The following is a 20,164-nucleotide window of genomic DNA, read 5'->3' as shown; positions in this document are numbered from 1 at the left end:
CAAGCTATCCCTCGACAGCGCTGCGCGAGCGGGTAAAGGCTGTCGCACGATGACCGACCGGCATCCCTTCATCCTGCTCGACGATGCGCGCACCAGCGGAGCGGCCGATGCCCTGCTGTTCGAGAAGCCGCGCGAAACCTTCGTGGCACGGAGGCCGGACGAGGTCAAAGAGGTGCTGGCGCAGGCCGATGCCGCGCGGCGCGATGGCGGCGAACTGGCAGGCTATATCGCTTACGAAGCAGGACTGGCGCTGGAACCGAAACTGGCGGCGCTGGCCGAAGCGCGCAGCGGCGGGGCCGGACCGCTTGTCTGGCTCGGCCTGTTCGACGCGCCGACCCGCATCCCAGCCGCCGAGGTTCCGGCGTGGCTGACCAGTCATGCGAAGGACGATGGCAGTGTCGGGCCGCTCGAGCCGCAGCTTTCGCCCGGCGGCTATGCCGAAGCGTTCGAGACGTTGCAGCAGGCGATACGCGCAGGCGATATCTACCAGGCGAATCTCACCTTCCCGCTCGCGGGCAATTTCACCGGCGATCCATTGGGCCTCTACGCCGCGCTGCGTCCGGCGGCGCAGGCGGGTTACGGCGGGGTGGTCTTCGATGGCTCGCACTGGCTCCTCAGCCTCAGCCCGGAACTGTTCGTGTCCCTCAAGGGGCGCGAGGCGAAGGCGAAGCCGATGAAAGGCACGCGTCCGCGCATGGCTGATCCAGAGGCCGACCGGGCAATGGCCGAGGAGCTCGCCACTTCGGTCAAGGACAAGGCCGAAAACCTGATGATCGTCGATCTGATGCGTAACGATCTCAGCCGCGTGGCCGAACCCGGCAGCGTCCGGGTGGACGAACCCTTCGCCATCGAAAGCTATCCTACGGTCCACCAGATGGTCAGCGTGGTTCGGGCTCAGCTGAAGGAAGGCGAAGGCGCAGTCGATCTCGTGCGCGCCCTGTTCCCCTGCGGCTCGATCACCGGCGCGCCGAAGATCCGCGCAATGGAGTTGATCGACGAGGTCGAGACCGCGCCGCGAGGCCCCTATTGCGGAGCGATCGGGCGGATCGGTGCAGATGGCGATGCCGCCTTCAATGTCGCGATCCGCACGCTGCGCCTGACCGAGATCGAGAACCGGCGCGGCAAGGCCGTGCTCGGCGTGGGCGGCGCGATCGTCGCCGATAGCGAACCGCGCACCGAATGGCGCGAGGCGCTGCTGAAGGGTGCCTTCGCGCGCTCCAGCTCGCCCAACCACCGCGCCGCGCGGTTCGACCTGATCGAAACCATGCGGTTCACGCCCGAGGATGGCATTCCCATGCTGGAAGCACATCTCGAACGAATGAAAGCCAGCGCAGCGGAGCTGGGCTTCGCCTTCGACCGGCACGAGGCGCGCAACCAGCTGCACGCGCTGTGCTTCGTAATCGAGAAGCCCAGCCGCGTACGCCTGCTCGCCTCGCGCAGCGGAGCGATCGCGCTGGAAGCGCTCGACATGCCGCAGGCGTGGCCCGATCCCGCGACGGCCGTGGTCATGCCCTTGCCGGTCGATCCCGGCGACTGGCGCCTGCGCCACAAGACCAGCGACCGCTCCTTTTACGACGACGCACGCAATGTTGCCTGGCAGCGCGGCGCGCAGGAGGCGCTGTTCGTGCGCGAGGACGGCTTGCTGACCGAGGGCAGCATCACCAATATCTTCGTGCGCGGGGAGGACGGCGTGTGGCTGACCCCGCCCACCTCGCTCGGCCTGCTGCCCGGCGTGCTGCGCCAGTCGCTGATCGCCAGCGGCGAGGCGCGCGAGACGGAATTGCGGATCGAAGATCTCGAAAACGGATTTCATCTCGGCAACGGCCTGCGCCTGATGCTGGCAGCAAGGCTCAAGACATGACCGACATCCCGATCCTCTTCGAAGACGGCGAAGCGCTGGTGATCGACAAGCCCGGCGGGCTGCCGATCGAGCGGCCGCGGAAGGGCGGCATCAGCCTCGAAGATCACTACGAACAGCTGAAACTCGGCTTTCAGCGGCCGCCCATGCCGGTCCACCGGCTCGACACCGATACGAGCGGCTGCCTGCTACTGGCGCGCAATCCGAAAGCGCTGAAGCGCTTCGCCAAGGCCTTCGAGGAACGGCTGGTGGAAAAGCGCTATCTCGGTATCCTCGACGGGGTGCCGGAGGAGGCGGAGGGCACGATCGAGCTGTCGCTCGCCAAGATCAGCAGCGCCGAGAAGGGCTGGCGGATGATTGCCGCGAAAAAGGGCAAGCCGTCCGTCACGCACTGGCGCATGCTGGATGTGAAGGACGGTCGCGCGCTCGTCGAATTCCGCCCCGAAACCGGGCGCACCCATCAGATCCGCGTCCATGCGCTGACCGGCCTCGGCATCCCGTTGCTCGGCGATCCGGTCTATGGCAACGGAAAAGGCGCGCGGCGGACCATGCTGCATGCCGCCGCACTGACCGTGCCGCGCGACGGCAAACCGCCGATCGATGCCAGCGCACCCCTGCCCCGCGACTTCGCCGCGCTCGGCTATTCCGATGGGTAAGATTGCGGACCGGGCGCTCGAGATTGCGGAGGAGAAATTCATCGCCTCCTCCGGCCCGGGCGGCCAGAACGTCAACAAGGTCGCGACCTCGGTGCAGCTGCGCGTCGATGTGTTCCAGATCGGCATGCCGCCGGACGCCTTCGAACGGCTGAAAGAGATCGCCGGCAGCAAGCTGACCAAGGGCGGCGAGATCGTCCTCACCGCCAACGAATATCGCACGCAGGAGCAGAATCGCGAAGCGGCCCGCGATCGCCTCGTCGCGCTTCTGAACGAGGCGCTGAGCCCGCCGAAAAAGCGCAAGAAGAGCCGCGTGAACCGCGTCGGCAAGGTGAAGCGGCTCAAGGCCAAGAAGGCGCGCGGCGAGGTGAAGGCGAAACGCGGGCCGGTGAAGCTGTAGCGACGCTTGACTTTTCCCAGTGAATCACACAAAGGGCGCGCCGGACGGCGGTGCTCGACGCGCCGCCCTTATTTTTTCGGCCCTCAGATGGCCTCACAGGATCTTTAGGAACACGCCATGGCGAAGCCCGCAACCGTCAAGATCAAGCTCGTCTCGACTGCCGACACGGGTTTCTATTACGTGACGAAGAAGAACCCTCGGAACCACACCGAGAAGTTCACCTTCCGCAAGTACGATCCCGTCGCGCGCAAGCACGTCGAGTTCAAGGAAGCGAAGATCAAGTAATCATCCCGGCCCGCTTTTCCTGAATGGTGGGAACTGCGCGGGTTCAGTGATGGTTCAATGCTCCGATCCTAGAACACGGAGCATGAGCACCTTGTCTTTCAAAACCAAATCGATCCGCGCCGCGCTTGCCCTCGGGGTTGCTGCGGCGCTTCCTGCGTCCGCCATCTTGGCCCCCGCGCCCGTCGAAGCCGCAGCCGGCGATCTCGACCGTGCGGTAACCGCGTTGCGCGGCATTACGACGATGAAGGCCGATTTCACGCAGACCGACCGCAACGGGCAATCGGTTTCGGGCGTGATGACGCTGAAGCGTCCGGGAAAAATCCGCTTCGAATACGCCAAGGGCGTGCCGATGCTGGTCGTGTCCAACGGCAAGTCGATGTATCTCGTCGATTACGAGGTCAATCAGGTCCAGCGCTGGCCGATCAGCAACTCGCCGCTCGGTGCGCTGCTCGACCCCAATCGTGATGTGAAGAGATACGGCAAGCTGATCGATTCGGGACACCCCGACGTCGTCAGCATTCAGGTACGCGATCCCAAGCGCCCCGAATTCGGCGTCATCACGCTGATCTTCGCGCGCGATTCGAGCGCCCCGGGTGGGCTGCAGCTGACCCACTGGGTCGCGCTCGATTCGCAGAACCATCGCACCACCGTGCGCCTGCGGAATCAGCGTTACGGCGTATCGGTGGCCGACAGTGCGTTCACCTTCAAGGACCCCCGCCGTTCGTCCCGTCGCCCGGGATAAACGGCTCGGCCTTGCGAAGTTGGAAATTTACGACATTTCGCAGCGCACTGTTCATTGAAGGGCAATCGCTCGAGGCCTAATTTCCAATTGCGAGACGACGAGAGGCGGGTTTCCCCCCTGTTGACCCCCTCATCCTGGTTCGCCTCGTTCCAAGCGTGACGAACGCTAAAAGAGAAACCCCCGTGCCAATGCCCCCGGCGCGGGGGTTTTTTGTGTTTGTTGGCGGTCGTGGCTGGGCATGTTTTTGTCGGGTGCGGAAAGCGCATCCGCGCTTTCCTTCGGCACCAGCCCACTCCCCCACCCGACCATCCATAAAATACCGTGCCGTGGGTGGTCGGGTGGGGGAGTGGGCTGGTGCCGGGCGCAGGACAAGGCGCTAGCCTTGGCCGGATAGACGCCATAAGGACGCTCCATGGTTTCTGTCGCTACCTGGAACATCAATTCCGTCCGCCTCCGCATGCCCATCGTCGAGCGTTTCCTTAAGGAGCAGGCGCCCGACGTGCTCTGCCTGCAGGAGATCAAGTGTCAGGAGCACCAGTTCCCCTATGACGCGTTCCGCGAGCTCGGCTACGAGCATTTCGCCGTTCACGGGCAGAAGGGCTATCACGGCGTTGCGACGGTCGCGAAGACGCCGCTGAAGGAATTCTCGCGCCACGACTGGCAGGACAATGGCGAGGCGCGCCACGTCGGCGTGGAGCTGACCGATCACCAAGGCATGATCGTCGAGAACGTCTATGTCCCCGCAGGCGGCGACGAGCCCGACCGCGAGGTAAATGTGAAGTTCGGGCAGAAGCTCGATTTCCTCGAGCGCATGACTCGCTGGGCCGATGCGGTGGATCGCCCCACGCTGATCGTCGGCGATTTCAACATCGCGCCGCTGGAAAGCGATGTGTGGAATCACAAGCAGCTGCTGAAAGTCGTCAGCCATACGCCGGTCGAGGTCGACAGCCTCCAGCGCTTCATGGACGCGCATGGCTGGGCCGATATCGGGCGCGAGCAGATCAGGGCGCCCGAGCGCTATTACAGCTGGTGGAGCTATCGCGCGAAGGACTGGAAGGCGAACGATCGCGGGCGGCGGCTCGATCATATGTGGGCGAGCCCCGAGCTGGCGAAACAGGCGACCAGCCATTCGGTGCACGAATATGCGCGCGACTGGGAAAAGCCGTCCGACCATGTGCCGTTGGTGACGGAGTTCACCCTCTGAGCGAAGCGAGCGCCTCCCGCCGCGCGGCGCAGGCGGTCGATGCGCTGCGGCACGGCTGGCCGCTGGCGATTGCCGGGGCACCGGTGCTGCAACCGGTCGAAACCGCGTTCGGCGATGTCACCGGCGAGGCCATGCTGCTCTCGGCGACACGCGCGGCGACGCTCAAGCTGGCGAACCAGATCGAGGCCGCCGTGCCGCGCCAGCCGGTGCTGATGCGCGCTGCCGAGACGTTCGATCTCGGCGCAGCCCTGGCGGTTGCGGACCCGGCCCTGGATTTGCAGCGACCGCTCAAAGGGCCGTTCAAGGCGCTACCGCTCGCGTGGGAAGAGCAAGCGCGCGCGGCCCTGGAGCTGGCGCGCATAGCAGGCGTTCTGCCTGCCTTCCTCGTCGATCCGCAAGGCGCGGCGGAGCCGGTTTCGCTCGAGGTTGAGGACGTCGCCCACTTCGCCGACGCCGCGCGCCTCCAGGTCGCGACCCGCGCCAGACTGCCGGTCGCTGCCGCCGAAGATGCGCAGATCGTCGCCTTCCGCAGCCCCGACGACACGCGCGAGCATGTGGCTCTGGTGATCGGCACCGCAAGCACGGACCACCCGCCGCTGGTCCGTCTGCACTCCGAATGCCTTACCGGCGACATACTCGGCAGTTTGAAATGCGATTGCGGCCCGCAGCTCGATGCGGCGCTCCAAGCGATGGCCCGTGAGGCAGAAGCTGGCGGATGGGGCGTGCTACTCTACATGCGACAGGAAGGGCGGGGCATCGGCCTCGTCAACAAGCTGCGCGCCTATCGCCTTCAGGATCAGGGCTTCGACACGGTGGACGCGAACACGCGGCTCGGCCTGCCCGACGAAGCACGCGATTTTCCGACCGCCGCGCGGATGCTCGACCTGCTGGGGGTCGACACGATCCGGCTGATGACCAACAATCCGGCCAAGGTCGAAGCCCTGGAATGCGAAGGAGTGACGGTGAGCGAACGCGTCCCCCACAGCCTGCCCGACAATCCGCACAATGCGCACTATCTCGCCACCAAGCGCGACCGCGCGGGACATTTGCTGCCATGAGCGCCATCACCATCCGGCCCGAGCAGGCAAGCGACGTCGAGTCGATCCACGACCTGACGGAAGCCGCCTTTCGCGATGCGCCCCATGCCGATGGCTCCGAACCGGGAATCGTCGATGCGCTGCGCCGCGATGGCGACCTCACCCTGTCGCTCGTCGCCGAGACTGCAGAGCGCCTTGTGGGCCACGTCGCTCTTTCGCCCGTGACCATCACCGACGGTTCCCGCGATTGGTACGGTCTCGGCCCGATCAGCGTGCTGCCCGAATGCCAGGGCGCAGGCATCGGCTTGCGCCTGATGAAGCGCGCCATTGCCGACTTTCGCGCCATGGGCGCACGCGGCATCGTCCTGCTCGGCGATCCGGCCTACTATGCTCGCTTCGGCTTCGAGCATGATCCGGACCTGCGGTATCCGGGGCCGCCGACGGAGTATTTCCAGCGCCTCGTCCTCGAAGGCGATGCGCCTAGCGGCACTGTAAACTACGCGCCCGCCTTCGGCTGAACCCTGCGCCCCAGCGCCTCGCCCATGCGCACGGTGCTTCCGGCTTCGAAACCGTCGAGCCATTTGACCCGGCCCGGTTCGAACAGCAGCACGACGGTCGAGCCGAGGAAGAAACGGCCCATTTCGGCGCCAGCCTCCAGCGACACGTCGCGCGATACGAAATCCTCATGCACCAGTTTCGGCGCATGCGCTTCGACCCGGCCGGACCAGACGGTCTCGATCCCGGCGACGATCATGGCGCCGACCATCACGCTGGCAAAGCGTCCCACCGGCCCATCGAACAGGCAGGCGAGGCGCTCGTTGCGCGCGAATAGGCCATCGACATTCTCCGCCGTGACCTGGTTCACGCTGAACAGATCGCCCGGCACATAGGTGGTCGACTGCAGCACTCCGGCGGCGGGCATATGGACGCGGTGATAATCGCGAGGGCTGAGGTAGATCGTCGCGAAGCTGCCGCCTTCGAAGCGTTCGGCCGCTGCGGCATCGCCGCCCAGCAATTGCCGGGCGGTGAAGGCGCGCCCCTTGGCCTGGAAGATCTCGCCGCGCTCGATCGTGCCGATCTGGCTGACCGCGCCATCGGCGGGCGAAAGGACGAACTCATCCGCATCGGCCAACGGGCGCGCTCCCGGCTTCAGCTCGCGAGTGAAGAAGTCGTTGAAGCTGGCGAATTGCTCGATGCTGCGCGCAGCCTGCGACATGTCGATATCGTAGGTGGCGATGAAGCGACGGATCAGCCGGTCTTTCAGCCACGGCGTCTCGCTCGATGCGAATTTGCCCGCAAGGCGCGATACGGCGTGATGCGGCAGGGCGTGCTGGAGGAGGATGAAAGGGGATGCCATGCGGAAGCCTTGGCGCGCCGCGCAGATCAGCGCAATTGGCTATCCTTGCTGCCGCGGCGATTGATGCCCGATTGGCGCAGCGCGCCGTCGCGGCGGGACTGGCATTCGACACAGGTGCGCACACCCGGCAGCGCCGCGCGACGCTTTTCGGGAATGTCCTCCCCGCATTCGTCGCAATATTCGGAGCTCTCGCCCCTTGGCATGCGCGAGCGTGCGGCGCTGACCGCGTCGCTCACCGTATCGTCTATCTGGTCCTGAACGGCGCCGTCCCGCGCCCATCCGCCTGCCATGCGGCAATCTCCTTCATCGGCCCAACGGGTCGGGCCGCCCAAGGTTTCACCGGTGTGGCAGGCTCAGCGGCGCTCGTAGCGCTTGAGACCCGTGCCGAGCGTATTGCCGCGGATGAGCAGATCGTGCCCCGTCCAGTCGGCGACGAAAGCAGGATTGCGACCGAGACCCGGAGCGAGGCGGGCGTTGTTGCCTTCGATCACCAGCCCATCGGCGCTGTATTGCGCGCCTTCGGCCCCCACGGCGATCAGCGCGGACCAGTTTTCCTTGTCCGCGCCCTGCACGAACCAGTTGTCGCGGATCTCGCCGCCGCCGCCGTTGGGCAGGTCGATCATGTAATTGGTGGCGCGGCCCTTGGAATCGTCGAAGCTGTTATCGACCACCACGTTCCGCCCGGCGCGCGACTTGTAATAATGGCCGCCGCGCCCCTGTTCGAACCGCGACCGGGTGACCGTGACGCTGCCGTAATCGCCGGCATAGATCGAATGCGCGCAGCCTGCCGAGTGCTCGCAAGTGCCCAGGCGGGTGAAGGTCGACTTGTCGATCACCATCTCGCTATCGACGCCGTTGACGGTCAGGATGCCCTGCTGGCTGTCGCGGAACCAGGTTTGCGAGACATGCAGCGGGCCTTTCTCCAGCCGAATGCCCGCACCGTTCCCGTCGCCGACGCTGACGTCGGCCAGCACCAGCCCCTCGACCCGCGCACCGCGTCCGCGCAGGACGAGCAGCGCCTTGCCTTCGCACGCCGTTCCGCCAAGGAGCGACTGCCCCGGCACTTCGCCGGTATAGGTAACGTATCCCGCGCTCTGCACGGCGCATTGTCGCCAGTTGCCGGGCGCGATCCGGATGGTCCCCTCGCCGTCGCCGATGGCGTCGACCGCCTGTTGCAGCGTTACGAAGCCCTGGCCGGTCTCCTGGACCGTGAAGGGTGTGGGCGCAGGCTCCTGCGCCATTGCGGCAGCAAGCGGAATGGCTGCCAGAGCGAAGCCTGTAATGCCGGCCAGCAGCCAGCCGGGCAAGCGGTCCGAAGCGGGGGCGAGCGGAGTCGTCATGGCATACGCCTAGCACGCAATGGTTAACAGGGTGATAAGCTTTTCACATGCCGGACCGGGTTAGTCGGTACTGCCCCATCGCCAGCGCCACTCTCCGCGGGTTTTGGCCTTTGCGATGAGGATCAAGGCAAGGGTGGCGGGAACGATGATGGCGAAAGCCGTTCCTGCACCGACGATCGTGTCCCAGTCGAGCACGCGCTCGCATGCCCCGACGATGACAAGATAGCCGATAACCAGCGCCCAGCCCTGCCATCTGATCGGCCAGCCCGCCCCATAACCGAACGCCTTCGGCAAAAACCACGCGTCGTCAGGTTTTGTGGGCCTATCAGTCATCTTTCGGTGGCCTTCCCCGGCGGGCGGGCTTGCTCTTGGCCACGGAAATCCCGCGCCGGTCGAGCGCCTCGCGCAGCAGCATTTCGATCTGGGCGTTGGCGCTGCGCAGCTCATCCGCCGCCAGTCGTTCGACCGCGGCGTGCACCGCCGGGTCGAGCCGCAGGGCAAAGGCCTTTTTCGCCATCGGACGCGCTCCGCCAGGCCGCCTAGTAGAGCGAACCGGCGTTGACGACCGGCGTCACGTCCTTCTCGCCGCACAGGACGACCATCAGGTTGGACACCATGGTCGCGCGCCGCTCGTCGTCCATGTCGACGATGTTGTCCTGGCTCAGCTTGACCAGCGCATCCTCCACCATGCCGACCGCGCCGAGCACGATCTTCTTGCGCGCGGCGATGATCGCATCGGCTTGCTGGCGTTTGAGCATGGCGCTGGCGATCTCGCTGGCATAGGCGAGGTGGGTGAGGCCCGCCTCGTCCACCACCACGCCGCCGACCTTCAGCCGGTCGTTCAGCTCTTCGAGCAGCTCCTGATTGACCACGTCGGCACTGCCGCGCAGCGTCACTTCCTCGTCCTCGAAATCGTCATAGGGGTGGCGCGAGCCGACGGTGCGCAGCCCCGCCTCGATCTGGATGTTCACGAACTCCTTGTAATCGTCGACATCGAAGCTAGCCTGAGCCGTATCCTGCACGCGCCACACGACATTGCAGGCGATCTCGATCGGGTTGCCGCGCAAGTCGTTGATCTTCACGCGTTCGGAGTGGATGTTGTGCGCGCGGGCCGAAATCTTGTTCCGCATCATCCACGGCCACACCCAGCGCAGCCCCTCGGTCCGCTCGCTGCCGCGATATTCGCCGAACAGCGTAATCACCGCCGCCTGGTTGGGCTGGATCATGAAGAACCCCGCCGCGACGATACACAGCGCCAGCACCGTAACCACCAGCGTGCCGACGAACATCAGCTTGGCCGCCTTCTCCGCACCCGACGGCGGCGCCATGCCCGGCAGCGCAATTGCGGCGAACGCCAGCAAGGCCGCCAGCACGATCAGCATTATATAGCCATTGTAAGACGTCGCCACAGTTTCGCGGCTCGTCTTCATTCCCCTGAGTTCCAATGTCACGACGAATCACCTCCGATATAATTATGATATCATGTTTATATCGACCGTATCGGCTCGTCAATGGCGCGCGATGGTGCGCAGGAACTGCTCTCCATAGGCCTCGAGCTTCTTCGCCCCGACACCGGGCAAGCGGCCCAGTGCGGCCAGCGAAGCCGGACGCTGCGCGGCCATTTCGCGCAAGGTGGCGTCGTGGAAGATCACATAGGGCGGGACCTGTCCCTCGATCGCCAGCTCGCGGCGCAATTCGCGCAAGGCATCGAACAGCGGATCGCCGACCGGGTTGGGCGTGCTGTCGCCGCGCCGCCGCTTGCTGCGTTTCGGCGGGACGACGATCTCGACCTCGCTCTCCCCCTTCAGGATCGCGCGCGCCGATCCGCCCAGTGCGAGGCCGCCATGTTCGGTCGCCACGAGATCGCCGCGCGCCTGCAAGGCCCGCGCCACCGACTGGAGCAGTCGGGCATCCTCGCCCCCGACGATGCCGAAGACACTTAAGCGATCATGCCCGCGCTGGCGCACGCGCTCGTCCTCGCTGCCGGTAAGGACCTTTTGCAAATGCCCCATGCCGAAGCTTTGGCCGGTGCGGTAGACTGCGGAGAGCAGCTTGCGTGCGAGTTCGGTCACGTCGGTGACGCCGGGTTTCTCGAGGCAGTTATCGCAATTGCCGCATTCGGCCGGCGGGTCCTCACCGAAATGCCGCAGCAGGACGGCGCGGCGGCACTCGGCGGTCTCGACCAGTCCGGCGAGCGCATTGAGCCGCGCGATCTCCGCCCCGCGCCGCGCCTCGTCCACCTCGGCCAGCCGCTGGCGCGCCGTGGCGAAATCGCCAGCACCCCAGAACATGGTCGCGCGGGCCGGATCGCCGTCACGCCCGGCGCGGCCCGTCTCCTGGTAATAGCCCTCGATCGACTTGGGCACGCCGACATGGGCAACGAAGCGCACGTCGGGCTTGTCGATCCCCATGCCGAAAGCGACCGTGGCTACGATGACCATGTCCTCGCTCGCCACGAAGGCGGCCTGGTTGGCAGCGCGGGTCTGCGGGTCGAGCCCTGCATGATAGGGCAGCACCGCCCTGCCCGTCGCCGCCCCTAGCTTCTCCGCGAGATCCTCGACCTTGCGGCGGGTCGGCGCGTAGACGATGCCCGGCCCCGGCTGCTCGGCCATCAGCGCGGCGAGCTGGCGAACCGGATTGTCGCGAAGGCGAATGGCGTAGCGGATGTTCGGCCGGTCGAAGCCCGCCAGCACGAGCCCGCCGTCGGGAATGCCCAGCTGCGCCATCACGTCGCGGCGCGTCTGGCTGTCGGCAGTGGCGGTCAGCGCGAGGCGCGGGACGTCCGGAAAGGCGTCCATCAATCCGCGCAGCATGCGATAGTCCGGGCGGAAATCGTGCCCCCATTCGGAAACGCAATGCGCCTCGTCCACCGCGAATAGCGCGAGCGGGGCGGTGCCCAAGAAGTCGCGGAAGGCTGGCTGGCTGGCGCGTTCGGGCGCGACGTAGAGCAAGTCGAGTTCACCGGCGCGATAGGCGTCCTGCGTTTCACGCCAGTCGGCATCGGCGCTGGTCATCGTGGCCGCGCGAATGCCATTGGCGCGCGCGCTGCGCAGCTGGTCGTGCATCAGCGCGATCAGCGGGCTGATGACCACGCAGGTGCCATCCAGCATCGTCGCGGGCAGCTGGTAAGTGAGCGATTTGCCCGCCCCGGTCGGCATAACCGCCAGCGTCGACTGGCCGGAGAGTACGCGGTCGACTACTTCCGCCTGTCGCCCACGGAAATCGTCGAAGCCGAAGATGGCTTTCAGGCGCTCGCGCGCGGAGTCGAGCAGGGGAATGGCGGTTTCGACCATATCCCCTGATCGCTGCCTGCGGCTTCCGGCGCAACCGGCGCGCGGGCATTTTCCCCTTGCTCCGTATGCGGGAGTCGCGCTTAACACCCTGCGACTTCCAACGCTTCTTAGAGGAGACACCACCATGAACCTGCGCATCGCCTTGGCTGCGACCGCCACTTTCGCCCTTGCCGCCTGCGGCAGTTCCGAAGACGCATCGACCGAAGCCGAAGCCGACACGGTCGAAATTCCCGCCGACGAAGCGCTGCAAGGCGTCGATGAAGAGCCGGTGGAAGACCCGGCCGCCATGGAATCCGACCCCGCTCCCGTCACCACCGCCGGCGATGGTGACGCCGCCGAAGCGGAAGCCGCATCGGTACAGGAAGCGGGCGACAATGCCGCTGCCACCGCCGAAGCCGCCATGGATGCGATGAGCGAAGACGACTTCGAAAATTGAGCTTTCGGCGCGGGGGTGTGGCACGCCGTACCCCCGCCAGGCCGGAGTTACGTAACGTTCTTCGCATGTCGCCCCCGAGCAGCTAAAGCTGCGGTATGATCCGACTCGCCCTCGCGCTTTGCAGCACCGCCGCCCTGACCGCTTGCTCAAACAACGAGCCGCAGGACTTGCGGGCGATATCCGCCAGCGAGGCCGAAGCGCTCGACGACGCAGCCTCGATGATCGACGAGCGCCGCCTGCCGCCCGAAGCCTTGGGCGAGGAGGCCGATACCGAAACGGCAGACACACCGCAGGAGACCCCGACCCAGTGACCGTAGCAGCAGCCGACAACCCCGGGATGGACCCGGACACCTTCGACCAGTTCCTCGAACAGCTCGACCGCTATGTGCGCGAGCGGCTGATCCCGGCAGAGAAAGACGTCATCGAAAACGATGCTTTGCCGCCGGTGATCATCGACGAGATGAAGGAGATGGGGCTGTTCGGCCTCACCGTGCCGGAGGACTATGGTGGCGCGGGCCTCAACGTCACGCAATATGCCAAGGTCGTGCAGACCATGGCCTATGCCGCGCCTGCTTTCCGCAGCATCTTCTCGATCAACGTCGGCATGTTCAATTCTGCGATCAAGAACGGTGGTACCGATGCGCAGAAGGCCGAATGGTGGCCGAAGATCGCCGAAGGCGCGATCGCCTGCTTCGGTCTGACCGAGCCCGGTAGCGGGTCCGACAGCGCGGCCATGGCGACCTTCGCCAAGCCCGATCCCGACGGCAACGGCTGGATCCTCAACGGCACCAAGCGCTACATCACCAACGCGCCCTACGCCGATGTCGGCCTGATTATGGCGCGGACCGAAAAGGATGCGCAGCCCAAGAACGCGCATGTCAGCGCCTTCATCGTGCCGATGGACGCGCCCGGCGTATCGGTCGGCAGCCCGGACAAGAAGATGGGCCAGTCGGGCAGCCACATCGCCGACATCATGCTCGACGATGTTCATGTGCCGGGCGACGCCCTGCTCGGCGGGGAAACCGGCCAGGGCTTCCGCTTCGCCATGATGAGCCTCGACAACGGGCGTATCTCGGTCGGCGCGGCGAGCACCGGCTATGCCCGCCGCGCGCTCGACAGTGCGGTCCGCTATGCCAATGAGCGCAAGGCCTTCGGCGAACCGATCGCGAACTTTCAGCTGATCCAGCAGATGCTGTCCGAAAGCTGGACCGAGATTTACGCCGCCGAAGCGATGATGGCGGACGTCACCGCGCGCGTCGATCGCGGCGAGAATACGGTGAAGCACGCCGCCGCCTTCAAGGTTTTCGCCAGCGAGATGTGCGGCCGCGTGGTCGACCGGGTGGTGCAGGTCTATGGCGGCGCTGGGTATCTCGCCGAATACGATGCCGAGCGCTTCTTCCGCGATGCGCGCATCTACCGCATCTATGAGGGCACGACGCAGATCCTCCAGCTCCAGATCGCCAAGCACATGATGCGGGATTTCGCGAATAGTGTCTGATCGGCTTGGCTGACGGCTCGGCTGTTCCGTCCCGCTCCCCCACCCGGCCACCCATAAAATACCGTGGCGTGGGTGGCCGGGTGGGGGAGCGGGATGGAACAGCAAGGGCTGGACGGATGTCCAGCCCGCACGCAACAAGGACTCTCCCATGTACGACTTCCTCTCCGGCCTCTCCGTCCTCGAAGTCTCCAGCTTCGTCGCCTCGCCGACGGTCGGCCTGTACTGCGGGCAGTTCGGGGCCGAGGTCATTCGCGTCGACCACAAGGAAGGCGGGCTCGATTACGATCGCTACATGCTGGCGGACAACGGCCGTTCGCTCGCGTGGGAGAACCTCAACCGCGCGAAGAAATCGGTCGCGCTGGACTTGCGCAGCGGCGAGGGGCGGGAGCTGTGCGTCGAGCTTGCCAACGCCGTGGGCCAGTGCGTCACCAATTTGCCGGAGAGAAGCTTCCTCAGCCACGCCGCCATGGCGAAAGCACGCGAGGATATGATCTCCGTCCGTATCATGGGCTGGCACGACGGGCGCCAAGCGATGGATTTCACCGTCAATGCCGCCAGCGGCTATCCGCTGATGACCGGACCCGCAGACTGGGATCCAGAGACCGCGCCCCCAGTCAATCAGTTGGTGCCGGCCTGGGACTTTCTCACCGGCGCCTACTGCGCCTTCACCCTGCTCGCGGCGCTGCGCCACCGTGACGCCACCGGCGAAGGCGCGGAAATCCGCGTGCCGCTGGGCGACGTCGCCATCGGCACGCTCGCCAATAGCGGCACGATCGCGGAAATGCTGTTCCGCGGCGGCGACCGGGAGCGGCTCGGCAACGCCATCTGGGGCGCATTCGGCAGCGACATGATTACGCGCGATGGCGTACGTTTCATGGTCGCGGCGCTGACCGCCAAGCAATGGCACGGCATCGTCGAGGCCTTCGGACTTTCCGACGAAATCGCCGCGCTCGAGGCAGAGCTCGGTGTGCGCTTCGCCGCTGGCGACACGCCGCGCTTCCAGCACCGTGACCGGCTGCTCGGCCTGTTCCAGTCCGTTGCCGGCCAGCACGATTATGCCGAGCTCGAAAAGCGCATGGCGGCGGCAGGCACGACCTACGAACGCTACCGCACGCCTTACGAAGCGGCGCAGGACCCGCAGTTGGTCGGCGACAATCCGCTGTTCGGGCGCACGCCGGACAATCCCAGCGGTTTCGATTATCCGGTCGCCCGCAGCTTCGCCAATATGCCCGACAAACCGCGCGGCGAGCCGCAGCGCGCGCCCTATCTGGGCGAACATACCGAACAGGTGCTCGCCGACACGCTCCGCCTGTCCTCCGGGGCCATCGGCAAACTGATCGACAGCGGTATTGCCGCCCCGAGCGACGAAGCCCACGACTACTCGAAAACCAGGATTATGCCATGACGTCACCCAGCCAGTCCCTCCGCCGCGTCGCCATCTGCAAGCCGCTGCGCACGCCGGTGGGCAAGTTCCTCGGCACGCTCTCCCCGCTGGAGGCAGGCGAGCTCGGCGCGATCATCATCAAGGCGCTGGTCGAGCGCAGCGGTGTCGATCCGATGCGCGTGGACGATGTCGTCTTCAGCCAGGGATACGGCAGCGGCGAGGCACCGGCCATCGGGCGCTGGAGCTGGCTGGCGGCAGGCTATCCGATCGAAGTGCCCGGCTTCCAGCTCGACCGGCGCTGCGGCTCCGGCCTGCAGGCCGTCGCGACGGCAGCGATGATGGTGCAGACCGGCGTCGCCGATTGCGTGCTGGCGGGCGGCGTCGAAAGCATGTCCAATGTCGAGCACTATACCACCAAGGCCCGCATGGGCGCGCGCATGGGCGACATGGTGCTGTGGGACCGCCTGACGCGCGGGCGCCTGATGAGCCAGCCGATCGAGCGCTTCGGCGTCATCACCGGCATGATCGAAACGGCGGAAAATCTCGCCAAGGATTACGATATTTCGCGCGAGGCCTCCGATGCGTTTGCCGTACGCAGCCACCAGAACGCCGCCAAGGCCTGGGAGGAGGGCAAGTTCGACGAGCAGCTGGTACCGGTCGAGATTCCGCAGCGCCGCGGCGATCCGGTCGTCTTCGCCAAAGACGAAGGCTTCCGCGCCGATGCCGACATGGAGACGCTGGGCAAATTGCGCGCGATCGATCTGAAGCGCGATCCCGATGCCATCGTGACGGCAGGCAACGCCAGCCAGCAGAATGACGCCGCGGCGGCCTGCCTCGTGGTGGCGGAGAACAAGGTCGAGGAACTCGGCCTCGAACCGATCCTGTGGTTCAACAGCTGGAGCGCGGCGGGTTGCGACCCCAGCCGCATGGGCATCGGCCCGGTGCCGGCGGTCGAGAAGCTGTTCGAACGCACCGGCATGAACTGGGACGACATTGGCCTCATCGAATTGAACGAAGCTTTCGCGCCGCAGGCACTCGCCGTGCTGAATGGCTGGGGTTTTGCCGAGGACGATAGCCGCCGCGAAATCGTCAACGTCAACGGGTCCGGCATCTCGCTCGGCCATCCGATCGGCGCGACCGGCATCCGCATCCTCGCCGACATGGCGCACGAGATGCAGCGCCGCGAAGTCCGTTATGGTCTCGAGACCATGTGCATCGGCGGCGGACAAGGCATGGCGGCCATCTTCGAACGCGCTGCCTGATGGGCGACGCCGCCACGCATGACTGGTCCGGCTGGCTGGGTCGCGAGCAGGTCTCGCACGACCTGCTCGACCCGGCGCTAGCGGCCCGCTGGGCGGGCACCTTCGACCTTGCGGCTCCTGACGCCGGTGCTATGCCACAGGGGATCCACCTGTGCCTGTGCACACCCGATGCACCGTCCGCGGCCTTGGGCGAGGACGGTCACCCCGAGCGCAACGACAGGGCCGACAGTTTTTTCCCGCCGGTGCCGCTCCCGCGCCGGATGTGGGCGGCGAGCAAGATGCAGTTCCATGCGCCCTTGGTCATTGGCGCGCAAATCGAACGCGTGTCCCGGATCGCATCGATCGAGGAGAAATCGGGCCGCAGCGGCACTCTCGTCTTCGTCGACGTCGATCACCGCACCAGTGCCGACGGCGCGCTGGCAGTTACCGAGCGACAGACGCTGGTCTATCGCGAGGCGGCCGCAAGCGATGCTCCGCTCAGCCCGCCGCCCGCGACAGTCGATCAATTCGACCCAGCGGATTGGGACACGCATCATACGCTGGTGCCAGATCCCCGCTTGCTGTTCCGCTATTCGGCGCTGACCTTCAACACCCACCGCATCCATTACGATGCGCCCTATGCGCGCGATGTGGAGCGGTATCGCGGGCTGGTGGTGCATGGGCCGCTGATGGCGAGCCTGTTGCTGCAACTGGCGGCGCGCGAGTTCGGCGACAATCGCCTCGCCAGCTTCGGCTTCCGCGCGATCAGCCCGGCCATTGCCGACGAGCCGCTCCATCTGGCGCTGCGGCAGGGTGAGGCGGGCATCGAACTCGCCGCGATCGCTGCCGACGGGCGCGAATGCTTGAAGGCCCGCGCCAGCCTCACCTAGTCGAGCGGATAGGGCGCGATCGGCTCCAGCACCGAGTAGCTTTCTGCGGAGGGATCGCGGCCCAGCCCGGGAAAATCGATCGCGGGCGGATCGACATGTGTGTCGGGCAGGCGGTCGAGCAGGTCACGCACCAGCGTCAGCCGGCCGCGTTTCTGGTCGTTGAAATTCACCAGCGTCCAGGGCGCATGCTCGGTATGCGTCGCGGCCAGCATGGCCTCGCGCGCCGCCGTATAGGCATCGTATTTTGCGCGCGCGGCGAGATCGATCGGCGACAGCTTCCACCGCTTCAGCGGATCTTCGAGTCGTTCGCGCAGGCGCTCTTCCTGCTGCACCTGATCGGTGGTCAGCCAGTATTTGAACAGCAGGATGCCGTCGTCGATCAGCATCTTTTCGAACACCGGCGCCTGTTCCAGAAATGCATCGACCTCGGCCTGCGAGGCATAGCCCATCACTTGCTCCACCCCGGCGCGATTGTACCAGCTGCGGTCGAACAGGACGATCTCGCCTGCGCTGGGCAGGTGCTGGGCATAGCGCTGGAAATACCACTGCGTCTGCTCGGCCTCGGTGGGCTTGGACAACGCGACCACGCGGCACTGGCGCGGATTGAGCCGTTCGCGAACCGCCTTGATTGCGCCGCCCTTGCCTGCCGTGTCGCGGCCCTCGAACAGCACCACGATGCGCTGCCCGGTCGTGCGCGCCCAGCGGGCCATGCCGACGAGCTCTTCCTCCATCGGGTCGAGCGCGGCTTCGTATTGCTTGCGTTTCATCTGGCGATCTCCGGCTTCGTTTGAACAAAGGACGCAAACCCAGTATCACCGGTAACGATATGGCAACACTTACAGATAGCGCACAGGCCGATTCCGACCAGGACTTTAGCCGGCTGCCGCACCTTCCGGCAGATGTATTCACCGCTCCGCTAAAACGGCCCGAGCACGTCGGCGAGGACTGGCTGGAGCCGAAGCAGACCGAATACGACAGCGAAGACGATGCGATCTGGGACGATCTCTTCGCGCGCCAGATGAAGGTGCTGCCCGGCCGCGCGGCGTCGGCCTTCATGGAAGGCACCGAAAAGCTCGATCTCGGCCGTGGCGGTGTGCCCGAATTCGGCACGCTGAGCGAGGAGCTGGACAAGCTCACCGGCTGGAGCGTGGTGCCAGTGCCGATGCTGATCCCCGATCACGTTTTCTTCTGGCACCTCGCCAATCGCCGCTTCCCGGCCGGCAACTTCATTCGGACGCGCGAGACTTTCGACTACATCCAGGAGCCGGACGTCTTCCACGACGTCTTCGGTCATGTGCCGATGCTGACCGATCCGGTCTATGCCGATTACATGCAGGAATATGGCCGCGCCGGATGGAAGGCGATGCGCTACAACCGACTGAAGGCGCTGGGCGCGTTGTACTGGTACACGGTCGAATTCGGGCTGCTGCTGGAGGCGCCGGGCGATATCCGCGCCTATGGTGCCGGTATTCTCTCCGGCCCGACGGAAGTGGTCTATGCGACCGAGGCGCAGAGCCCCAACCGCATCATGCTCAACGTCGACCGCGTCATGCGCACCGATTACGTGATCAGCGATCTGCAGCCGACCTATTTCGTGATCGAGAGCTTCGAGGATCTCTACCGCCAGACGGTGGAACGCGATTTCGACAAGCTCTATCGCAGCCTGGGCCCGGGCTTCACCTATGCCAATACGGCGGTGATCGACGTCGATTACGTGGTCAACGAAGGCACGCTGGAATATACGCTACGCGGCGGGCGCGGGAGCGGTGCCGACGCGGTCTGACGCAAGGCGAGACAGCCACTTCATGCAGCAAAAAAGGGGCGCCGGATCGCTCCGGCCCCCCTTGATCAGCGTGACGCTGAGATGGACGCTTACGGCGTGTCCATGTCGTCAGCGGTTTCTTCCATGCTTTCTTCCATGGCGTCGGTCTGATCGTCCATGGCGTCGGCCTGTTCGTCGGTGATTTCACCCGAAGCTTCCATGTCGTTGACCATCGCGTCACGATTGTCTTCCATCTGCTCCGCTTCTGCTTCCATCGCGTTTTCCTGCGGGCCATCGCAAGCCGCGAGGCCAAGGCTCAGCGCGGCGGCCGAAGCGACGATCGAGAATTTGTTGAACTTCATGTTTATTCCCCTTGTATTGGCGAGCCGCTGCAGCATGCGACAGCTCCTTTCGTGGTACGATTGCAGTCTATCGTTCAATGATAGGCGCGTTGGCGCACGAAATTGAAAATGCCGATTGCAACGGCAGCTCCGACAACGGCCCACAACAGGGCGATGCCGCTGACCGCGCCGACCACGGATCCGCCGCTGGCAACGAGGCCGGCGAGCAGTGATCCGAGGACGCCGACACCTGCGTTCATCGCAATGGTGCGGCCGTCTTCGATCCTGAGAACGATGGTCGCCAACCATCCGAGGATGGCACCGACGACGATCAGGATGAGAAGACCCATGACAGGCGTTCCTTCGTGACTACATTCGCGAAAGAAAGTCTTCTCGCGACAAAAGGTTCCGCAATTGTGTCAGGAAAATGTCGCCTGCTGGCC

General features: G+C 65.4%; 25 protein-coding genes. 15 read left to right on the top strand and 10 right to left on the bottom strand.

The window, feature by feature from the left end; translation table 11 throughout:
• The first annotated feature begins 49 nt into the window (after positions 1–49).
• From pabB to Q9K02_RS02295, 8 genes are all read left to right on the top strand, one after another.
• The gene (pabB, locus tag Q9K02_RS02330) at positions 50–1,861 is read left to right on the top strand and encodes an aminodeoxychorismate synthase component I (protein WP_305931431.1); all 1,812 of its coding nucleotides are present in this window, start codon (positions 50–52) and stop codon (positions 1,859–1,861) included.
• Positions 1,858–2,514 carry an RluA family pseudouridine synthase gene (locus tag Q9K02_RS02325; RefSeq protein ID WP_305931430.1) on the top strand — a complete coding sequence of 219 codons (657 nt, stop codon included), beginning with the start codon at positions 1,858–1,860 and terminating at the stop codon, positions 2,512–2,514. Before pabB ends, Q9K02_RS02325 begins: the two co-directional genes overlap by 4 nt.
• On the top strand, positions 2,507–2,911 hold the full coding sequence (arfB, locus tag Q9K02_RS02320) for an alternative ribosome rescue aminoacyl-tRNA hydrolase ArfB (RefSeq protein ID WP_305931429.1): 405 nt from the start codon (positions 2,507–2,509) through the stop codon (positions 2,909–2,911). Before Q9K02_RS02325 ends, arfB begins: the two co-directional genes overlap by 8 nt.
• 117 nt (positions 2,912–3,028) lie before the next feature.
• Positions 3,029–3,196, top strand: a complete 168-nt coding sequence (rpmG, locus tag Q9K02_RS02315) for a 50S ribosomal protein L33 (protein ID WP_050601641.1) — start codon at positions 3,029–3,031, stop codon at positions 3,194–3,196.
• A gap of 82 nt (positions 3,197–3,278) precedes the next feature.
• Positions 3,279–3,938 (top strand): LolA family protein, encoded by a 660-nt coding sequence (locus Q9K02_RS02310; RefSeq protein ID WP_305931428.1) that lies wholly within the window; start codon positions 3,279–3,281, stop codon positions 3,936–3,938.
• A gap of 412 nt (positions 3,939–4,350) precedes the next feature.
• Entirely contained in the window at positions 4,351–5,142 is a 792-nt protein-coding gene (xth, locus tag Q9K02_RS02305) for an exodeoxyribonuclease III (RefSeq protein WP_305931427.1), read from the top strand.
• Positions 5,091–6,200 (top strand): GTP cyclohydrolase II, encoded by a 1,110-nt coding sequence (ribA, locus tag Q9K02_RS02300; protein WP_422785439.1) that lies wholly within the window; start codon positions 5,091–5,093, stop codon positions 6,198–6,200. The genes xth and ribA overlap by 52 nt, the downstream gene beginning before the upstream one ends.
• On the top strand, positions 6,197–6,697 hold the full coding sequence (locus Q9K02_RS02295; RefSeq protein WP_305931425.1) for a GNAT family N-acetyltransferase: 501 nt from the start codon (positions 6,197–6,199) through the stop codon (positions 6,695–6,697). Before ribA ends, Q9K02_RS02295 begins: the two co-directional genes overlap by 4 nt.
• Here the strand turns inward: Q9K02_RS02295 and asd are convergent.
• The 7 genes from asd to recQ all read right to left on the bottom strand — a co-directional run bounded on the left by asd (position 6,676) and on the right by recQ (position 12,169).
• On the bottom strand, positions 6,676–7,536 hold the full coding sequence (asd, locus tag Q9K02_RS02290; RefSeq protein WP_305931424.1) for an archaetidylserine decarboxylase: 861 nt from the start codon (positions 7,534–7,536) through the stop codon (positions 6,676–6,678). The two genes, Q9K02_RS02295 and asd, sit on opposite strands and share 22 nt — an antisense overlap.
• Before the next feature lie 26 nt (positions 7,537–7,562).
• Positions 7,563–7,826 (bottom strand): DksA/TraR family C4-type zinc finger protein, encoded by a 264-nt coding sequence (locus tag Q9K02_RS02285; protein WP_305931423.1) that lies wholly within the window; start codon positions 7,824–7,826, stop codon positions 7,563–7,565.
• Between the two features lie 63 nt (positions 7,827–7,889).
• Positions 7,890–8,876 (bottom strand): right-handed parallel beta-helix repeat-containing protein, encoded by a 987-nt coding sequence (locus Q9K02_RS02280; protein WP_422785402.1) that lies wholly within the window; start codon positions 8,874–8,876, stop codon positions 7,890–7,892.
• Positions 8,877–8,936: 60 nt separating this feature from the next.
• The gene (locus Q9K02_RS02275) at positions 8,937–9,209 is read right to left on the bottom strand and encodes a hypothetical protein (protein WP_305931422.1); all 273 of its coding nucleotides are present in this window, start codon (positions 9,207–9,209) and stop codon (positions 8,937–8,939) included.
• Positions 9,202–9,393: a type II toxin-antitoxin system antitoxin gene (locus Q9K02_RS02270; protein WP_305931421.1), complete on the bottom strand. Its 192-nt coding sequence runs from the start codon at positions 9,391–9,393 to the stop codon at positions 9,202–9,204. Before Q9K02_RS02270 ends, Q9K02_RS02275 begins: the two co-directional genes overlap by 8 nt.
• A 22-nt stretch (positions 9,394–9,415) precedes the next feature.
• Positions 9,416–10,306 carry an SPFH domain-containing protein gene (locus tag Q9K02_RS02265; protein WP_305931420.1) on the bottom strand — a complete coding sequence of 297 codons (891 nt, stop codon included), beginning with the start codon at positions 10,304–10,306 and terminating at the stop codon, positions 9,416–9,418.
• Between the two features lie 78 nt (positions 10,307–10,384).
• Entirely contained in the window at positions 10,385–12,169 is a 1,785-nt protein-coding gene (gene recQ / locus Q9K02_RS02260) for a DNA helicase RecQ (RefSeq protein ID WP_305931419.1), read from the bottom strand.
• Positions 12,170–12,293: 124 nt separating this feature from the next.
• Between recQ and Q9K02_RS02255 the strand changes: the two genes are divergently transcribed.
• The 6 genes from Q9K02_RS02255 to Q9K02_RS02230 all read left to right on the top strand — a co-directional run bounded on the left by Q9K02_RS02255 (position 12,294) and on the right by Q9K02_RS02230 (position 17,618).
• Positions 12,294–12,605, top strand: a complete 312-nt coding sequence (locus Q9K02_RS02255; RefSeq protein ID WP_305931418.1) for a hypothetical protein — start codon at positions 12,294–12,296, stop codon at positions 12,603–12,605.
• Between the two features lie 95 nt (positions 12,606–12,700).
• On the top strand, positions 12,701–12,916 hold the full coding sequence (locus Q9K02_RS02250) for a hypothetical protein (RefSeq protein ID WP_305931417.1): 216 nt from the start codon (positions 12,701–12,703) through the stop codon (positions 12,914–12,916).
• A gap of 26 nt (positions 12,917–12,942) precedes the next feature.
• The gene (locus Q9K02_RS02245; RefSeq protein ID WP_305933427.1) at positions 12,943–14,103 is read left to right on the top strand and encodes an acyl-CoA dehydrogenase family protein; all 1,161 of its coding nucleotides are present in this window, start codon (positions 12,943–12,945) and stop codon (positions 14,101–14,103) included.
• A 148-nt stretch (positions 14,104–14,251) separates the two neighbouring features.
• Positions 14,252–15,508, top strand: a complete 1,257-nt coding sequence (locus Q9K02_RS02240) for a CoA transferase (protein WP_305931416.1) — start codon at positions 14,252–14,254, stop codon at positions 15,506–15,508.
• Positions 15,505–16,749: an acetyl-CoA C-acetyltransferase gene (locus tag Q9K02_RS02235; RefSeq protein WP_305931415.1), complete on the top strand. Its 1,245-nt coding sequence runs from the start codon at positions 15,505–15,507 to the stop codon at positions 16,747–16,749. Before Q9K02_RS02240 ends, Q9K02_RS02235 begins: the two co-directional genes overlap by 4 nt.
• Positions 16,749–17,618, top strand: a complete 870-nt coding sequence (locus Q9K02_RS02230) for an HTD2 family dehydratase (protein WP_305931414.1) — start codon at positions 16,749–16,751, stop codon at positions 17,616–17,618. Before Q9K02_RS02235 ends, Q9K02_RS02230 begins: the two co-directional genes overlap by 1 nt.
• On the opposite strand, the gene ppk2 is transcribed toward Q9K02_RS02230, so the two are convergent.
• Positions 17,615–18,385: a polyphosphate kinase 2 gene (gene ppk2 / locus Q9K02_RS02225; protein WP_305931413.1), complete on the bottom strand. Its 771-nt coding sequence runs from the start codon at positions 18,383–18,385 to the stop codon at positions 17,615–17,617. The genes Q9K02_RS02230 and ppk2 overlap by 4 nt on opposite strands.
• 59 nt (positions 18,386–18,444) lie before the next feature.
• Here ppk2 and phhA point away from each other — a divergent pair, with 59 nt between their 5' ends.
• Positions 18,445–19,401, top strand: coding sequence for a phenylalanine 4-monooxygenase (phhA, locus tag Q9K02_RS02220; protein WP_305931412.1), 957 nt, complete (start codon positions 18,445–18,447; stop codon positions 19,399–19,401).
• Between the two features lie 89 nt (positions 19,402–19,490).
• Here the strand turns inward: phhA and Q9K02_RS02215 are convergent, their stop codons facing one another.
• Positions 19,491–19,742 (bottom strand): DUF2680 domain-containing protein, encoded by a 252-nt coding sequence (locus Q9K02_RS02215; protein ID WP_305931411.1) that lies wholly within the window; start codon positions 19,740–19,742, stop codon positions 19,491–19,493.
• A 74-nt stretch (positions 19,743–19,816) separates the two neighbouring features.
• Positions 19,817–20,071, bottom strand: a complete 255-nt coding sequence (locus Q9K02_RS02210) for a GlsB/YeaQ/YmgE family stress response membrane protein (protein ID WP_305931410.1) — start codon at positions 20,069–20,071, stop codon at positions 19,817–19,819.
• Positions 20,072–20,164 lie beyond the last annotated feature (93 nt).

Origin of the sequence: Qipengyuania profundimaris, assembly GCF_030717945.1 — a bacterium.
GTDB lineage: Bacteria > Pseudomonadota > Alphaproteobacteria > Sphingomonadales > Sphingomonadaceae > Qipengyuania > Qipengyuania profundimaris.
The sequence above is the reverse complement of the archived record's forward strand: the minus strand, read 5'-3'. Positions and strand labels throughout refer to the sequence as shown.

What these genes read in the sequence shown, in the direction of transcription:
- Q9K02_RS02275 (WP_305931422.1), bottom strand. Translation starts at nt 9,209, where the DNA reads ATGACTGATAGGCCCACAAAACCTGACGACGCGTGGTTTTTGCCGAAG.
- Q9K02_RS02295 (WP_305931425.1), top strand. Translation starts at nt 6,197, where the DNA reads ATGAGCGCCATCACCATCCGGCCCGAGCAGGCAAGCGACGTCGAGTCG.
- Q9K02_RS02250 (WP_305931417.1), top strand. Translation starts at nt 12,701, where the DNA reads ATGATCCGACTCGCCCTCGCGCTTTGCAGCACCGCCGCCCTGACCGCT.
- Q9K02_RS02230 (WP_305931414.1), top strand. Translation starts at nt 16,749, where the DNA reads ATGGGCGACGCCGCCACGCATGACTGGTCCGGCTGGCTGGGTCGCGAG.
- pabB (WP_305931431.1), top strand. Translation starts at nt 50, where the DNA reads ATGACCGACCGGCATCCCTTCATCCTGCTCGACGATGCGCGCACCAGC.
- asd (WP_305931424.1), bottom strand. Translation starts at nt 7,536, where the DNA reads ATGGCATCCCCTTTCATCCTCCTCCAGCACGCCCTGCCGCATCACGCC.
- Q9K02_RS02210 (WP_305931410.1), bottom strand. Translation starts at nt 20,071, where the DNA reads ATGGGTCTTCTCATCCTGATCGTCGTCGGTGCCATCCTCGGATGGTTG.
- ppk2 (WP_305931413.1), bottom strand. Translation starts at nt 18,385, where the DNA reads ATGAAACGCAAGCAATACGAAGCCGCGCTCGACCCGATGGAGGAAGAG.
- Q9K02_RS02255 (WP_305931418.1), top strand. Translation starts at nt 12,294, where the DNA reads ATGAACCTGCGCATCGCCTTGGCTGCGACCGCCACTTTCGCCCTTGCC.
- Q9K02_RS02265 (WP_305931420.1), bottom strand. Translation starts at nt 10,306, where the DNA reads ATGAAGACGAGCCGCGAAACTGTGGCGACGTCTTACAATGGCTATATA.
- arfB (WP_305931429.1), top strand. Translation starts at nt 2,507, where the DNA reads ATGGGTAAGATTGCGGACCGGGCGCTCGAGATTGCGGAGGAGAAATTC.
- Q9K02_RS02270 (WP_305931421.1), bottom strand. Translation starts at nt 9,393, where the DNA reads ATGGCGAAAAAGGCCTTTGCCCTGCGGCTCGACCCGGCGGTGCACGCC.
- xth (WP_305931427.1), top strand. Translation starts at nt 4,351, where the DNA reads ATGGTTTCTGTCGCTACCTGGAACATCAATTCCGTCCGCCTCCGCATG.
- Q9K02_RS02215 (WP_305931411.1), bottom strand. Translation starts at nt 19,742, where the DNA reads ATGAAGTTCAACAAATTCTCGATCGTCGCTTCGGCCGCCGCGCTGAGC.
- Q9K02_RS02310 (WP_305931428.1), top strand. Translation starts at nt 3,279, where the DNA reads ATGAGCACCTTGTCTTTCAAAACCAAATCGATCCGCGCCGCGCTTGCC.
- rpmG (WP_050601641.1), top strand. Translation starts at nt 3,029, where the DNA reads ATGGCGAAGCCCGCAACCGTCAAGATCAAGCTCGTCTCGACTGCCGAC.
- Q9K02_RS02235 (WP_305931415.1), top strand. Translation starts at nt 15,505, where the DNA reads ATGACGTCACCCAGCCAGTCCCTCCGCCGCGTCGCCATCTGCAAGCCG.
- Q9K02_RS02240 (WP_305931416.1), top strand. Translation starts at nt 14,252, where the DNA reads ATGTACGACTTCCTCTCCGGCCTCTCCGTCCTCGAAGTCTCCAGCTTC.
- Q9K02_RS02280 (WP_422785402.1), bottom strand. Translation starts at nt 8,876, where the DNA reads ATGACGACTCCGCTCGCCCCCGCTTCGGACCGCTTGCCCGGCTGGCTG.
- recQ (WP_305931419.1), bottom strand. Translation starts at nt 12,169, where the DNA reads ATGGTCGAAACCGCCATTCCCCTGCTCGACTCCGCGCGCGAGCGCCTG.
- Q9K02_RS02285 (WP_305931423.1), bottom strand. Translation starts at nt 7,826, where the DNA reads ATGGCAGGCGGATGGGCGCGGGACGGCGCCGTTCAGGACCAGATAGAC.
- phhA (WP_305931412.1), top strand. Translation starts at nt 18,445, where the DNA reads ATGGCAACACTTACAGATAGCGCACAGGCCGATTCCGACCAGGACTTT.
- Q9K02_RS02245 (WP_305933427.1), top strand. Translation starts at nt 12,943, where the DNA reads ATGGACCCGGACACCTTCGACCAGTTCCTCGAACAGCTCGACCGCTAT.
- Q9K02_RS02325 (WP_305931430.1), top strand. Translation starts at nt 1,858, where the DNA reads ATGACCGACATCCCGATCCTCTTCGAAGACGGCGAAGCGCTGGTGATC.